The organism is uncultured Pelagimonas sp. (genome assembly GCF_947498515.1).
Taxonomy (GTDB): Bacteria; Pseudomonadota; Alphaproteobacteria; order Rhodobacterales; family Rhodobacteraceae; genus Pelagimonas.
In genome coordinates, this window is sequence record NZ_CANMKO010000006.1 from 46,390 (window position 1) to 60,868 (window position 14,479).

13 protein-coding genes and 1 tRNA gene are annotated in these 14,479 nt (G+C 55.6%); 5 read left to right on the forward strand and 9 right to left on the reverse strand.

Features of this window, described 5'->3' with window-relative positions; translation table 11 throughout:
- Positions 1-11: 11 nt before the first annotated feature.
- The 8 genes from Q1A43_RS12350 to Q1A43_RS12385 all read right to left on the reverse strand — a co-directional run bounded on the left by Q1A43_RS12350 (position 12) and on the right by Q1A43_RS12385 (position 9,624).
- Positions 12-923, reverse strand: coding sequence for a LysR family transcriptional regulator (locus Q1A43_RS12350; protein WP_299929692.1), 912 nt, complete (start codon positions 921-923; stop codon positions 12-14).
- 85 nt (positions 924-1,008) lie between these two features.
- Positions 1,009-2,049, reverse strand: a complete 1,041-nt coding sequence (locus Q1A43_RS12355; RefSeq protein WP_299935566.1) for an oligopeptide/dipeptide ABC transporter ATP-binding protein — start codon at positions 2,047-2,049, stop codon at positions 1,009-1,011.
- Positions 2,046-3,038 (reverse strand): ABC transporter ATP-binding protein, encoded by a 993-nt coding sequence (locus tag Q1A43_RS12360; protein WP_299929686.1) that lies wholly within the window; start codon positions 3,036-3,038, stop codon positions 2,046-2,048. Before Q1A43_RS12360 ends, Q1A43_RS12355 begins: the two co-directional genes overlap by 4 nt.
- 5 nt (positions 3,039-3,043) lie before the next feature.
- Positions 3,044-3,988 carry an ABC transporter permease gene (locus Q1A43_RS12365; RefSeq protein ID WP_299929683.1) on the reverse strand — a complete coding sequence of 315 codons (945 nt, stop codon included), beginning with the start codon at positions 3,986-3,988 and terminating at the stop codon, positions 3,044-3,046.
- Positions 3,985-4,989 (reverse strand): ABC transporter permease, encoded by a 1,005-nt coding sequence (locus Q1A43_RS12370; RefSeq protein ID WP_299929680.1) that lies wholly within the window; start codon positions 4,987-4,989, stop codon positions 3,985-3,987. The genes Q1A43_RS12365 and Q1A43_RS12370 overlap by 4 nt, the downstream gene beginning before the upstream one ends.
- A gap of 134 nt (positions 4,990-5,123) precedes the next feature.
- Positions 5,124-6,680 carry an ABC transporter substrate-binding protein gene (locus Q1A43_RS12375; RefSeq protein ID WP_299935569.1) on the reverse strand — a complete coding sequence of 519 codons (1,557 nt, stop codon included), beginning with the start codon at positions 6,678-6,680 and terminating at the stop codon, positions 5,124-5,126.
- 423 nt (positions 6,681-7,103) lie between these two features.
- The gene (locus tag Q1A43_RS12380; protein ID WP_299935572.1) at positions 7,104-9,299 is read right to left on the reverse strand and encodes a PASTA domain-containing protein; all 2,196 of its coding nucleotides are present in this window, start codon (positions 9,297-9,299) and stop codon (positions 7,104-7,106) included.
- A gap of 249 nt (positions 9,300-9,548) precedes the next feature.
- Positions 9,549-9,624: transfer RNA gene (locus tag Q1A43_RS12385), tRNA-Lys, on the reverse strand.
- A gap of 135 nt (positions 9,625-9,759) precedes the next feature.
- On the opposite strand from Q1A43_RS12385, the gene dapF reads away from it, so the two are divergent.
- The 5 genes from dapF to Q1A43_RS12410 all read left to right on the forward strand — a co-directional run bounded on the left by dapF (position 9,760) and on the right by Q1A43_RS12410 (position 14,041).
- Positions 9,760-10,605 carry a diaminopimelate epimerase gene (gene dapF / locus Q1A43_RS12390; protein ID WP_299935574.1) on the forward strand — a complete coding sequence of 282 codons (846 nt, stop codon included), beginning with the start codon at positions 9,760-9,762 and terminating at the stop codon, positions 10,603-10,605.
- An 11-nt stretch (positions 10,606-10,616) separates the two neighbouring features.
- Positions 10,617-11,870 carry a tRNA (N(6)-L-threonylcarbamoyladenosine(37)-C(2))-methylthiotransferase MtaB gene (mtaB, locus tag Q1A43_RS12395; protein WP_299936032.1) on the forward strand — a complete coding sequence of 418 codons (1,254 nt, stop codon included), beginning with the start codon at positions 10,617-10,619 and terminating at the stop codon, positions 11,868-11,870.
- 39 nt (positions 11,871-11,909) lie between these two features.
- Positions 11,910-12,602, forward strand: a complete 693-nt coding sequence (locus Q1A43_RS12400) for a CDP-alcohol phosphatidyltransferase family protein (protein WP_299935577.1) — start codon at positions 11,910-11,912, stop codon at positions 12,600-12,602.
- A 25-nt stretch (positions 12,603-12,627) separates the two neighbouring features.
- Positions 12,628-13,068 (forward strand): ribose 5-phosphate isomerase B, encoded by a 441-nt coding sequence (gene rpiB, locus Q1A43_RS12405; RefSeq protein ID WP_299935580.1) that lies wholly within the window; start codon positions 12,628-12,630, stop codon positions 13,066-13,068.
- A gap of 67 nt (positions 13,069-13,135) precedes the next feature.
- Positions 13,136-14,041 (forward strand): DMT family transporter, encoded by a 906-nt coding sequence (locus Q1A43_RS12410; RefSeq protein WP_299935583.1) that lies wholly within the window; start codon positions 13,136-13,138, stop codon positions 14,039-14,041.
- Between the two features lie 65 nt (positions 14,042-14,106).
- On the opposite strand, the gene Q1A43_RS12415 is transcribed toward Q1A43_RS12410, so the two are convergent.
- The gene (locus Q1A43_RS12415) at positions 14,107-14,352 is read right to left on the reverse strand and encodes an accessory factor UbiK family protein (protein ID WP_299926379.1); all 246 of its coding nucleotides are present in this window, start codon (positions 14,350-14,352) and stop codon (positions 14,107-14,109) included.
- Positions 14,353-14,479 lie beyond the last annotated feature (127 nt).

The window sequence follows — 14,479 nt, forward strand, 5'->3', positions numbered from 1 at the left end:
TTGGCGCCGCTTCAAGCAGAGGCGGCGCTTATCTGATCCCATAGCTTTTTGAGCGATGGTTTGGTGTTTTCCACGCTGCGATACAGACGCACTTCGAGCTGCTCGACATAAGTATCGTCGCCGATAATCTGCAGCCGACCGTCCTCAAGCTCCTCCCGGCACAATTGGCGCGGAAGCCAGCCCATGCCGAACCCCTCCAAGATCATCGCCTTGACCGAAATCGCCAGTACATTGCGGTTCATCACAAGGATTTTCGGCCCATCCAAATGTTTGCGCAACAGCGCATCAACAACCGTGCGCAGCGCCGATGCCGTTCCATAAGACAGCAATGGAACAGGCTTGTTTTGCCCTTTGCCCATATGGAAGGCCGGGCCATCATTGTCCGCCTTGGCAACAGGAATGAAATCATCGCGGGTCAGGGTAACATAGTCACATTGGCTGGCCTCAAGCGGGGCCAAAAAATCCATGGTTGGATGCCAGTAGGTCAGGATGACATCACAATACCCTTGCTGAAGCGCGGACACGAATTGATCTGCCGCCCAAGAGGTTGAATTCAAATCAATATCAAGCCCACCCTCTTCGACCAGAGGGGCGATGTGGGTTTTGTAATGCGTCATATAAAGCGACTGGGAGGTCGCAAATCGGATGACGTTTTCGCCCGCCGCATCAATGATCTGACAGCGCTCAATCGTTTCTTCATAGGTGCGCAACATCACCCGCGCTTGGCTCAAAAACACTTCGCCCGCCGGGGTAAGTGACAGAGGCAACGTTTGGCGATTGATCAGTTTGACGCCAACCGTATCCTCAAGCGCGCGAATGCGCCGCGAAAACGCCGGCTGAGAGACATTGCGCTCTTCGGCCGCGCGCGAGAAATTCTTCTGCGCGACCAAAGCCTCAAAGTCTCTGAGCCAAATGATGTCCAAATGTCGGTACCCGTGTTGCCAGATCTACCAAGGGGCCATGTAGCCTGAGTAGAACGTCGGTGTCTTGATCAATGTCAGATGGGACTTAGCCCGTTTGCCGCCCTTCTTCCACCGCGTGGCACGCAACCATCGCGCCATCAGGTTGTGCCAAGGGCCGCGGTTTTTCCGACAGACACCGATTGTCCGCCGACGCACAGCGCGACGCAAAGGGACAGCCAGTCGGAAGGTTGATCGGCGTCGGGATTTCCCCCTTGAGCCGGATATGGTTGGGCTTGTCGTCTTTGAGCTGCGGAACCGCCGACAAAAGCGCCTTGGTGTAGGGGTGTTTGGGGTTGTTAAACAACGTCGCTGTATCGGACAGTTCACAAACCGATCCGAGATACAAAACCACCACCCGCGTGCCGAAATGTTGCACCACCGAAAGGTCATGGGTGATGAACAGATAGGTCAACCCACGCTCATCCTTGGCCTCTAGCATCAGGTTTAAAACCTGTGCTTGGATTGACACGTCCAGCGCTGAAATAGGTTCATCGGCGATGATAAACTCAGGGTCCACGGTTAGGGCGCGGGCAATGGCGATCCGCTGACGCTGACCACCTGAAAACTCGTGCGGATAGCGCGAGGCCCAAGTGGGATCGACCCCAACCGATTGCATGACCTCTGCCACCTTGGCCCGCACATCGCTGCGCGACATACCGGGGTTGTGATAGCGCACCGGCTCTTCGAGAGCTTGCTGAATCGTCATTCGTGGGTTCAAGGACGCATAAGGATTTTGGAAAATCATCTGCATCTTTTTACGCATGCTCATCAGCTCGCGGCGCGACTTGTTGTCGATCCGGGTGCCATCATAGTGGATTTCACCCCCAGATGGATCAAGCAACCCGGCAACCAAACGCGCCACCGTGGATTTCCCACAACCGGATTCCCCCACCACACACAACGCCTCGCCACGTTTGACCTCAAGCGAGACGTTGTTGACGGCGTGAACGGCGCGCTCTTCGGTGGTGAACTTGCCGTTTTTAAATCTCAGCTTCTCAAGGAACCCCTTGTCCAGCTCAAAGCGTTTTTCCAGATTCTTCAGCTCAAGGATGGTGTCCTGAGCGGTCTCGTTCACGATGTCCTTCATGCGCTTTGATCCTCAAGCACGGTGTTATGCAGCCGGTTCACCTCATGGCAGGCGACTTCGACATTGGCATAAGAAACGGTTTCGGGCCGGGTGCGACGACAATTGTCGATCGCGTATTGGCACCGCGGTGCAAAGGGGCAACCATCCGGAATGGCCGTCAGACCGGGCATATTGCCGGGGATCTGTTTCAACCGCTGACCGGGCAATGTTTGCTGAGGCAACGCGTTGATCAACCCTTGGGTATAGGGGTGCTGTGGATCGTTGATAATCTCACGGGTTTTGCCCGCCTCGATGATCCGACCAGCATACATCACCAACGTGCGTTCGGTCATTTGGCTAACCACACCCAGATCGTGGGTGATCAGGATCAGACCGACCATATTCGACGTACAAAGCTCGAGCAGAAGCTCCATAATGTCGGCCTGAATGGTCACATCCAAGGCCGTCGTCGGTTCGTCCGCAATGATCAACTCGGGTTCGAGCAACAGCGCCATGGCGATAACGATCCGCTGGCGCATCCCACCCGAAAGCTCATGCGGGTATTGCCCAAGGCGGTCTTCTGGCGACGGAATATAAACCTCGCGCAGCTTCATGATCGAAATCTGCTCGGCATCGGCTTTGGACAGTTTGCGGTGCGCCTGAAGCGTCTCAACCATCTGTTGGCCGATGGTCAGAACCGGGTTCAGCGTGACCATCGGGTCCTGAAAGATCATCGCCATGCGGTTGCCGCGAATGGGGCGCATCTCTTTATCGGAAAGGCCGGCAATCTCGCGGCCTTCGAAATTGATCGACCCGCTATCGATAAATCCGGGGCGGCTGAGCAGGTTCATCAAGGCAAACCCGGTGATGGATTTACCCGCACCCGATTCCCCAACGATACCAAGGCGTTCGCCTTTGCCAAGGTCAAAGCTGATCTGATCAAGGGCGGTAACCGTCTGATCGCGCATCGCGAATTTAACAGTCAGGTCACGTACGGAAAGCAAAGACATGCCGCTTATCCTTTGTACAGTTTCGGGTTCAGGACGTCGCGCATCCAATCGCCCAAAAGGTTGATCACCAGCACCAGAACCACCAGCACCACACCGGGGATGGCGGTGATCCACCAGCTTCCGGAAAAGATATAGTCAAAGCCTGATGAAATCAGCGAGCCAAGCGATGGTTGGCTTGGCGGCATGCCAAGACCAAGGAAGCTAAGCGAGGCCTCGGAAATGATCGCGTTGGCGACCTGGACGGTCGAGATCACAAAGATTGGCGAGAGCGAGTTGGGCAGGATGTGCCGCACCATGATGCGTAGCGGGCCAAAGCCCAAAACGCGGGCGCTATCGACATATTCTTTTTTCTTCTCGGCCAGAACCGTAGCCCGCACGGTACGCGCATATTGCGGCCACTCGGCGACGCCGATGACGGCAATCAAAAAGAACACGGCGTATTGGTTGAAGGTTTCCGAGCCAAACATCGCCTGCGTCACCGCGAGGAAGATGATTGCCACCATCAAGGTGGAAAACGACAACTGAATATCCGCCAGACGCATCAAAAGGCTATCGAGGCGGCCACCGATGTAACCGGCAATCAGGCCGATCGAGATGCCCAAGAACGCCTGCAAACCAACGGCACATAGGCCAATGAGCAACGACAAACGGGTTCCATAAAGGATCGTCGACCAAAGATCGCGCCCCTGATCATCGGTGCCCAAAATGAACTCAGGCTCAGACCCGTCGACCCAGACAGGAGGGTATTCGCTATTCATGATGTCGATCTGCGCCGGATCATAGGGATCAAACGGCGCAATCACCGGGGCCAACAAGGACATAATCGCAATGGCGAGAAAGATCGCCAGTGAGACAACAGCCACCGGATTGCGGCGAAAGCTGTAGGCCATGTTGGAGTTCCATATCCGCTCAAAACGGCTGGGTTCGGGGTTGGTGGCAACTGTGCTCATGCGCCCATCCTCGCCAAGTTTACGGTTGGATTCACAAGGCCATAGATCAGATCGACGATGGTGTTTGTGACAACAAAGATAAAGCCGACAACAATCAGATAGGCCACGATCAACGGGGTATCGACGCGGTTCACCGCCTCAAGGAACATGAAGCCCATGCCCGGCCACTGAAACACGGTTTCGGTCAGAATGGTGTAAGCGACCATCGTCCCAATCTGTACGCCACCCACGGTAATCACCGGCAACAACGTGTTTTTCAGCGCGTGCACGAAATAGATACGGCCGGGGTGAATACCCTTGGCCTTGGCGTATTTGACATATTCGGATTGCAAGACTTCCATCATCTCGGCGCGGATCAAGCGCACAAAGAGCGGCAACATGATCGAGGCAAGTGCAATGGACGGCAATAGGATATGCGCCCAGCCATCCACATTGGCAAAGTTCGTATCCCAATACCCAAACACATGCACAACATCACCGCGCCCATAGCTTGGCAGCCAGTGCAGTTCGACCGAGAACACATAGATCATCAGGATCGCAGTTAGGAAAACCGGGATCGAGATGCCGACAATCGACGCGCCCATGATGATTTTCGATGGGATGCTATTGGGTTTGATGGCGGTGTAGACGCCAAGCGGAACAGACAGGCCAACAATGATCAGCGTCGCGCCCAACACCAGCTCAAGCGTAGCGGGCAGCTTTTTCATAATCACGTCAAGCGCGGGTTCCTTAAAGAAATAGGACGTGCCCAAATCGCCCTGAACGGCATTGCCAAGAAACCGGACATACTGGGTTAGAAAACTGTCGTTCAGCCCTAGCTCATCGCGTAACTGTTGGCGGGTTTCTTCTGACACCGACTGACCGACCAGCTCGCGCAGCGGGTCGCCAAGGTTGTCCTGAATGGCAAAGCCAATAAACGAGATGGCGAGCATCACCGCGATGGCTTGGAAAAGTCGTTTGACGAGGTAGGCGAGCATACCACCACCTTTGCTATGGTTCACTGTTAGCTGAGCACAGGAGATCAATAGCGCAAAAACCGCGCGGCGTGATCAGGTAAAAATGAACGAGGTTTCGACCAAAGAGAGCCGGGAGGAAAAAGCCGGGGCGGGAAAGGGCCCGCCCCGACAAAGGAGCCTTACTCGACGACGAGGTCACCAAAGTAAGGGAAGTTCAGCGCGTTAACGATCGCGCCTGCTTTGACGTTGGATTTCGCTCCCCACGCCAGGTTCTGCCAATGCAGCGGGATAAACGCCGCTTCTTCGTACAAAATACCTTCGAGCTTTTGCAGCATCTCGGCACGTTTGGCTGCGTCGGTCTCGGAGTTCGAGTCCATCATCAGCTTGTCGGCTTCGGCGTTGCAATAGGCACCGGAGTTGTACTGACCGTTACCGGTTGCCTCATCGGGGCACGCCGACAGGAACTGGTGGAAGTTAGCGGAATCTTCGGTATCCGCGTGCCAGCCGATCATCATCATGTCCGCAGCGCGTTCATCAAACTTGGGCCAGTATTGGGCTTTTGGCATGGTCTGAAGGTCAACTTTGATGTTGATCTTGGAGAGCATGGACGCAACAGCCTGAGCGATCTTGTCGTCGTTCACATAGCGGTTGTTTGGTGCCATCATTGTGATCGAAAACCCATCGGCATAACCGGCTTCCGCCATCAAAGCCTTGGCTTTTTCCACGTCGAAACGTGGTGTCAGAGCTTCATCATAGCCAAGGTAGCCAGCAGGCGACGCCTGAGCGCCCACGGTGCCAAAGCCGCGCATGATTTTCTTAACGATTGCGTCGTTGTTGACGGCAAAATCAATCGCCTGACGCACGCGGGCATCTTTGAACGCTTCGACACGGTTCTGGTTCATCTGGAATGTGATGATCCGGGTGCCGGGCATGGTGATCAGGTCAACACCGTCTGCACCATCAACGCGCTTTAGGTCGGTTGGCGGTACGGGCGCGATGAAATCAACATCACCGGACAAAAGCGCCGCGACGCGGGTCGGGTCTTCTTTGATCGGGGTCAGAACGATCTTGTCAACGTTGCCGGGGCTTGCCGCATCCCAATAACCGTCGAAACGATCGAACACGACTTTGACGCCTTGCTCACGCTCGGAAACCACAAATGGGCCGGTGCCGGATACATTGCGCGAGGCAAAGCTATCGCCGTGCTTGACCAGCTCGGCTTTGTCTTTGCCGTCATCTGTCTGGCCGGTGTAAAACGCGCTGTCCATCGGGAAGATGTAGGTCGCGGTGTGGAGCACCAGCGGGTATGGCTCGGATGTTTTGAGGTCGAATGTCATGTCATCGACAACTTCAACATCGGTGAAAAGCGCAAAGATACCCTTGAAGTCGGGGCTTTCTTTCAGGCGATCAAACGTCCAATCGACGTCCTTCGCTGTAAGCGCGTTGCCGGAATGGAACGTCACGCCGCTGCGCAGCTTAAAGCGCGTGGTCGTCGCGTCGATCTGCTCCCAGCTTTCGGCCAGACGGGCTTCGAACTGCAAGTCTTGGGTCCAGCGCACCAGCGGGTCAAACACCATGTGCGACAGCTGCAATGTGCCGCCGGACAGTTGCTCATGCGGGTCCAGCGATACCGGATCCGCGTCATACGCCACCTTAACGGTTGTTTCTGCATTGGCCGCGAAACCGCACATAACGGTCATCACACCAGCCGCAGCAATGCGGATGAATTGATTCATTAGTCTCTCCCTCCGTGTCAGAGGCCGCAACTGGCCCCGTCAAACGATGGCAGGAGTCGTAGTGTATGCATGGGGCGATTAACCAATGCTTATTTTGAATTGCCTATGCGTGATGTGAAGGCATACGGGGTAGGCGATTGAAAACCATACCTATTCCTGTGCCGTTTGGCACCGACACTTGCTCCTCCTTCACTCAAGACCACTGTAGCCGGAGTACCTTTTTGGGCCCAACATACCCCCTCCCGCGCTGGCAATTGGCCGTTGCTCCCGAAACGTTCGTTGCCCCGCCGCGCCAAGACGGTCAGTCAAAAAGGCACTGTCCAACACTGCCCGGCAAAAGACCTTTGAGACAAGTCTGACTCGGGGCGACCCGCCACAGGCGGTCTTTTGAACCCCGCGTTTTTGCCCCACCTTTGGCAGGTATCAGTCCGAACACGGGCCCGACTTTCCGTCTTGGTCAATCTGCTCGCACCCTGTTGGGGTGCCGTCTTGGCTCCATGATTTGGTGATTTTACGTTTTCCCTCTGAGTCAAATGTAGTGGTGATTGCCGGATGACCGTTTGGATAGAACTGCGTTTTGACAGTCGGGAGTCCGTTCACATATTTGGTTTCTGCAAACAAATGGGCGTTGCCAATAGTGGAGTCCCCGGTGCCCGCTTCGCAAACGTACAACCATTCGGCCTGCTTTTCGTTTCCCTCATAAACCTTCCGGATACGGCGATACCAATCACAGCCAGGCTTAACGGCGTAGAGTAGATATTCGCCGTGCCGCTGCCCTTTGACAACAGGAGCCTGCTGCTTCAAGCGACCATCTTCGAAATAGGTGCAATCGACATAGGTTTTGTCATCAGTGGTTCCGCTTGCCACTTTCCTTTGGGTATCCCTGCTGGGATCTAGGTTTTTGACAGGACAGGTTTGCCCGGTGATTTGCGTCAAAGCCGCCGTTGCGACAATAAGCTGGACGGTACTGCCTCTGGCGGCTTCGGTACCGGGCGCAGGGAACGCAGTTTGAACGTCACCAACAGATTGGCCGTTTGCCGCAGGTGAGCCGTTTTTGGGCTCCGGCACGACAAAAAAGCCGTCATTTCCCTGTAGCATCTTCGTTGCCTCAGCCGCGGAAACGCCAATAATCTCATGCGGGATCATTCGGAGATCGGCGCTGTCCTCACAATGCTCTGGGGTGTCCAACGCGTCCAGCTCTGCCAACAGGGGTTGTTGGTTTTGCTCGGAACAGACCCCATCATTCATTCGGTAAATCGGGTTATTGGCAATCTCGGACAACAGCTGACGTTGCAAAGCAAAAGCACCCCTCATATCACAGCTGCGTTGCGACGCCCAAATCTGATCCATTTTGACCCACCAATCGGATGACCGCGACCGCGCAACAGTCAGCAACTCGTTCCTCAAAGTGCGCGGAGACAACCGAGCCATATCACCCTGTCCGCCAAACAACGCCTCTCGGCAACTATGGCTATCTTGGCCCAGCACGGCCAACGTCCGATCAATATCGCTCTGGAAGGTTGTGAGCGCCTCGCAGGCCCGTGGCGTATTCAATCCGTCCAATGCCTTCTTATACAACGCCTCATAACGCAGGCGGGTCATTTCAAAATCACTGATTTTCTGACTGAGATCGTCCTCGCGAATACCTTTAATCTCTGCGAAAATCTTCTCGTAACCACTTAGCGTGTTGCCCACCCGCTCAAGGTAGCGCTTTTGGCGTTCTAGGTCATTTACGATGGTGATCGTCGCGTTTGAATCGCCAATCAGATCGTTGTCCAACGTGTTGTAGGTTCGGATAATGTCCGAAACCAGCTCCGCTTCTAAGCTCCGGTATTGATGGCCCAGCGCCAGACAATCTTCGTCGGCCGTTTCCTCGGCCCGTTGCACCGCCAATCGGGCATCTTCAAAGCGGCACTGTTCGATGTTGAACTCATACTCGTCCAACGCAACAATCCAGCCATCCCACCAAAGCTCTTTGAGAAATCGTAGGGTCCGCCCGCCAGCAACCGTATTATAGGCCCGGCTAAACAGGCTCGTGTCTTGGACCCGATCGGTGGCCGCCAGCGCGGTTTGCGTCATGGCGGCGTCCAGAGCTTCGCTAGAGGCCTTAGACAGCCCCGCAGCCCCTTCGGAGAAGTCCTTCCAATCCTTGATCGTAAACATGTCGTCGATATCAGACTCGAAGCTTGCCTTTTTGGACGGCCCCAAAGACGACACACCGACAAACGATTTGAGAACGCATTTCACCGCATCTGATTTCAGCTCAGAGACCGTGTAAGGCACGCTATACGCCGCCGCAGGTGACATCGACACCGCAGCCAGCAACGCGTATTTTTTCACCTGATCGACGTTTGTATTCGCGGTGACGCAATTGTCGTATAGCGACGAGGCAAGCTTGACCACGTAGGGGTCAAAATTGAGTTGATAAGGCTCAGGCAGGCAAAGATGCCCCTGTTTTTTCAACGCCTCCATTTGGGCTTCTAGTTCCAAATTGGGTGTCCAGCGCACATGGTGCGGCTCTCCCATAACATCGGTCGCGGCGGCCAAAGCGCAAAACGCGACCACAGGTCCAAGAAGCGCGGCGGGTTTGGGAATGGTTCGGTCAAATATAGCCATCATAGCCCCCTCCAGAAGCGAACGGCCCAAGACCAATCTGAACGACCATGTTGGCGACAGGGACTTGCGCCCTTAAATGCCTATATTTTATATCATATTTTGTTTTTGCGATATGACTTCAATCAATCGACCAACGGTCACAAATCGGTGCCACTGCGTCAAACGCCCCCGATTTGGAGACCCGATAAATGCATAGCAAGAACCGCCCCCTAGGGGGGCGCCAAGCGGCAATTTTTGTATTAAGGGAAGAAGTGGTGAGCCGTGCAGGATTCGAACCTGCGGCCAACTGATTAAAAGTCAGTTGCTCTACCAACTGAGCTAACGGCCCACTCTGTTGTGTGGCGGGTTCTAGAAACAAGGTGGGTTAGGGTCAACCCCGAAACCTCACCTTTTTGAACGTTTTTCGTTTTTCTTTCGAAACGCTGATGTGGCGTTGCTTTCTTTTAGCTGATCTTGCGCCTATATGGCCCTTATGACCCAAGAGAATCCCCATACCAGCTTGCCTTTCATGAAGATGCACGGCCTCGGCAACGACTTTGTCGTGATCGATTCCCGCAAACGCACGCATGAGTTGTCACCCAAGCTTGTGACCGCAATTGGTGACCGCCATCGCGGTGTGGGATTCGATCAGCTGGCTGAAATCACCCTGCGGGATGGTGTTCCGCATCTGACGTTTTACAATTCTGATGGCTCGACCTCGGCGGCCTGTGGCAATGCGACCCGCTGTATTGCCCGCTACTTGATGGACGAAACGGGCGCGCGTGACCTGACCCTGACAACCGATCGTGGCACCTTGCCGACGCGGGATGCGGGCAATGGGCTGGTTTCTGTGAACATGGGCCATCCGCAACTTCGCTGGGATGACGTCCCCCTAGCGCAGGACATAGACACGCTCGAACTCCCGATTGATGGCGCGCCAAGCGCCACCGGAATGGGCAATCCGCATTGCACCTTTTTCGTCGATGACGCCGACGCGGTTGATCTCGAAACACGCGGTGCGGACATCGAACATCACCCGCTATACCCTCAACGCACTAACGTGCAATTCGCCAGTGTGATTGGCGAAAACCACCTGCGTATGCGGGTTTGGGAACGCGGCGTTGGCCCGACATTGGCCTCGGGGTCGTCTTCCTGTGCCACTGCTGTGGCGGCGGCGCGGCGCGGTCTGACGGGCCGTTCGGTCAAGATCGACCTTGATGGCGGCACGCTTTGGATCGACTGGAAAGACGACGGTGTTTGGATGACCGGCGGCACAGCTTATGTGTTTGACGGTGCCTTCACCGCTGCGTGGCTTGAGGCAAACCAATGAGCATCCCAAACATCAAGCCGCCCAAATTCACCACGCTTGGCTGCCGCCTCAACGCCTATGAAACCGAGGCGATGAAAGATTTGGCCGCCAAGGCCGGCGTCGACAACGCCGTGGTGATCAACACCTGCGCCGTCACCCAAGAGGCCGTGCGCAAAGCCCGGCAAGAAATTCGCCGCCTGCGTCGCGAAAACCCCGATGCCAAGCTGATTGTCACCGGTTGCGCCGCGCAAATTGACCCCGATAGCTTTGCCACGATGGACGAAGTCGACACCGTCATCGGCAACACCGAAAAGATGTCACCCGAGACGTGGAACGGTCTCGGCCCGAATTTTATCGGCGATACCGAAAGCGTTCAGGTCAACGACATCATGTCGGTCACCGAAACCGCCGGTCATTTGATCGACGGCTTTGGCACACGTTCGCGCGCATATGTTCAGGTCCAGAACGGCTGTGACCACCGCTGTACGTTTTGCATTATCCCCTATGGCCGTGGCAATTCTCGCTCTGTCCCGGCCGGTGTTGTGGTGGATCAGATCAAGCGCCTTGTTCAACAGGGCTATAACGAAGTCGTTCTGACCGGTGTTGATCTCACGTCATGGGGCGCCGACCTTCCGGGGGAGCCGCGGCTTGGCGATTTGGTTATGCGCATCCTTCGTCTTACCGATGTGCCGCGCCTGCGGATTAGCTCAATTGATTCCATCGAAGCCGATGACAATCTGATGCTCGCCATCGCGTCGGAGCCTCGTTTGATGCCGCATCTGCATCTGTCACTTCAGCATGGCGATGATCTGATTCTGAAACGGATGAAACGCCGCCATTTGCGCGACGATGCCATCAAATTCTGCGAAGACGCCCGCAAACTGCGCCCCGAGATCACCTTTGGGGCCGATATCATCGCCGGCTTCCCAACCGAGACCGAGGCGCATTTCGACAATTCGGTGAAACTGGTCACCGATTGTGATCTGACATGGCTGCATGTGTTCCCCTATTCGGTGCGCGAAGGCACCCCCGCCGCCAAGATCCCCAACAAGGTCAATGGCAAGGTGATCAAAGAGCGTGCCGCCCGGCTGCGCACCGCCGGTGATGTTCAAGTGCAACGCCACCTCAAAGCCCAGATCGGCACCAACCATAGCATTCTGATGGAATCGCCAACCATGGGCCGGACCGAACAATTCACCGAAGTGACCTTCGAAACCAAACACCCGGTCGGGCAAATCATCGGCGCAAAAATCACCGGCGCGCGCGGCACTCAGCTAAGCGCCTGAGTATTTGCGCATTGACGCAAATTGGTTCATGACAGGCCCATGACTATTCAGACCCGCGCCCTGCTTGTTCACCTCTTTACCGCCACTGGCGCGGTCTTTGCCATGCTCGCGATGCTTGCCGCTGCGCGCGAAGAATGGTCGCTGATGTTTCTCTGGCTGGTTGTTGCCTTTGCCGTTGATGGCATCGATGGCCCATTGGCGCGCAAATTTGACGTCAAGACCAACGCGCCGCGGTTTGACGGTGTGTTGCTTGACCTGATCATCGACTACCTAACCTATGTGTTCATCCCGGCCTTTGCGTTGTTTCAATCCGGGTTGCTGCCGGGTTGGACCGGCTGGTTTGCGATCATCGTGATCACCTTTGCCAGCGCGATGTATTTCTGCGACAGCCGGATGAAGACTTCGGACAATTCGTTCCAAGGGTTCCCGGGCTGTTGGAACATGCTTGTCATTGTGCTCTTCGCCCTGAAACCGGACTTCTGGACCATTCTGGCGCTGGTCACAGTTCTCGCCGTTGCTATGTTCCTGCCGTTGAAATTCATCCACCCGGTGCGCACGGAACGGTGGCGCAATGTCTCTTTGCCAATGGCCTTGGCTTGGACGTTCTTTGCCGGATGGGCCGCTTGGGTTGATTTCCATCCCCAAAGCTGGGCGCATTGGGGTCTGAACATCACTTCGATCTATCTGCTCTTCGCTGGCATCGCCCAGCAACTCATACCTGAGAAACCCTGACTTTCCTCCAAAACGGACCTTTGTCATGACTGCCAACAAACGCATCGCCCTCTCTAGCGACCACGCCGCCATCGACCTGCGCCAAGCCATCGCCGCCCACATCAAAGCGGCGGGCTGGGAACCGGTCGACATCGGCCCAACCAGCACCGAAAGCACCCATTACCCCAAACATGGCAAGGCAGCGGCGGAACTGGTGGCATCGGGCGATTGCGCGCTTGGCATCATCCTATGCGGCACTGGCCAAGGCATCATGATGGCCGCGAACAAGGTCCCCGGAATCCGCTGTGGTGTCTGCTCCGACACGTTTTCCGCCGGCATGATCCGCGCCCATAACAACGCAAACATCCTATCCATCGGCGCACGCGTTGTCGGCGAAGGCCTCGCACTCGACATCGTTGACGCCTATCTCAACACCGAATTCGAAGGCGGCCGCCACGCCACCCGCGTGGATATGATCGAGGCGTGATCGCCAATCCCGTCTACCGGCCCGTCTACCCGAACCTACGGGTCCAACCGTCGGACAACGCCGCCTGATGGAACTCTGGATAACAATTACGATCGCAGCTGCATTCTTGCAAAACCTGCGATCGACCCTCCAAAAACACCTCAAAGGGGTCATGGGTACAACCGGGGCAACCTTTGTCCGGTTTGGCTTTGGTCTCCCTTTTGCGGCTCTCTATTGGTCCGTCCTCATATGGGGTTTTGGGTTTGAGCCCCCGGACCTGTCGGCAAAATTTGCGCTGTGGGTGATCATCGGGGCCTTGGCCCAAATCGCCGCCACCTTCTTGTTGGTTCACTTGTTCTCACTGCGTAATTTCGCCGTTGGCAACGCCTATTCGCGCACCGAACCGATGCAAACCGCCATCTTTGCCTTTGTTTTGTTTGGAACCGAATTCTCGGCCGGGGCGATCATCGCCATTTGTATCGCCGTCATGGGCGTCATGCTGATCTCTGTTGCTCAAACCAAGATCACACCGCGCAACTTGCTGGTGTCGGTCACAAGCCCAACCGCATTGATCGGGATTGGAGCAGGCACGCTCTTTGGCCTCGCTGCAATCGGCTTTCAAACCGCCGCACGTAGCGTCGGCTCTGACGTCTTTGTTGTTCAGGCCGCGGCCACGCTTTTGATCGGAATTTCCTTCCAAACCGCCGTGATGCTTTTGTATATGCTGCTCAAAGACCCCGGCGAACTTGTCAAAATTAGACGCGCATGGAAACCGGCCTTCGCGGTGGGCTTTGTCGGGGCCACGGCCACCTTTGGCTGGTTCGCTGCCTTCACCCTACAACAAGCCGCGCTTGTCAAAGTGGTGGCTCAGATTGAAATGCTGTTTAGCTTTGGGTCTAGCATCTTTGTGTTCAAAGAAACCCCAAACCGCACCGAAACAATCGGCTGCCTGTTCATTGTAGCAAGCATCATCTGCCTGCTGCTATGGGCCTGAAGGCGAACCCCTAGCGGGATGGTGGGTGGGGTGATGTCCAAAGGACGAACGTCACCCTCCATTCCTTACTTAGACGCGTTCTCCAAGGCATCCAGCCGCGCCTTTAGCGCCTCATTTTCTTCGCGGGCCTTTTGCGCCATGGCGCGTACGGCATCAAACTCTTCACGCGTGACAAAATCACGATCCGCCAACCAACGGTCCATCATCGAACTCACGGCGTTTTCGGCTTCGGTCTTTGCCCCCTGCGCCACGCCCATGGCGTTGGTCATCAGCTGGCCAATATCTTCAAATACCTTGTTGCGGCTTTGCATAGGTCACTCCGGCATTACGTTTTGAACGTTCCGCAAAACACACCCTGAATCAATCCCCATTTGGCGCACCGAAATCTCGTATTTCTGGCCGCGGCAAGTGATTCACGTTTTTCCGACAACGCTTTGC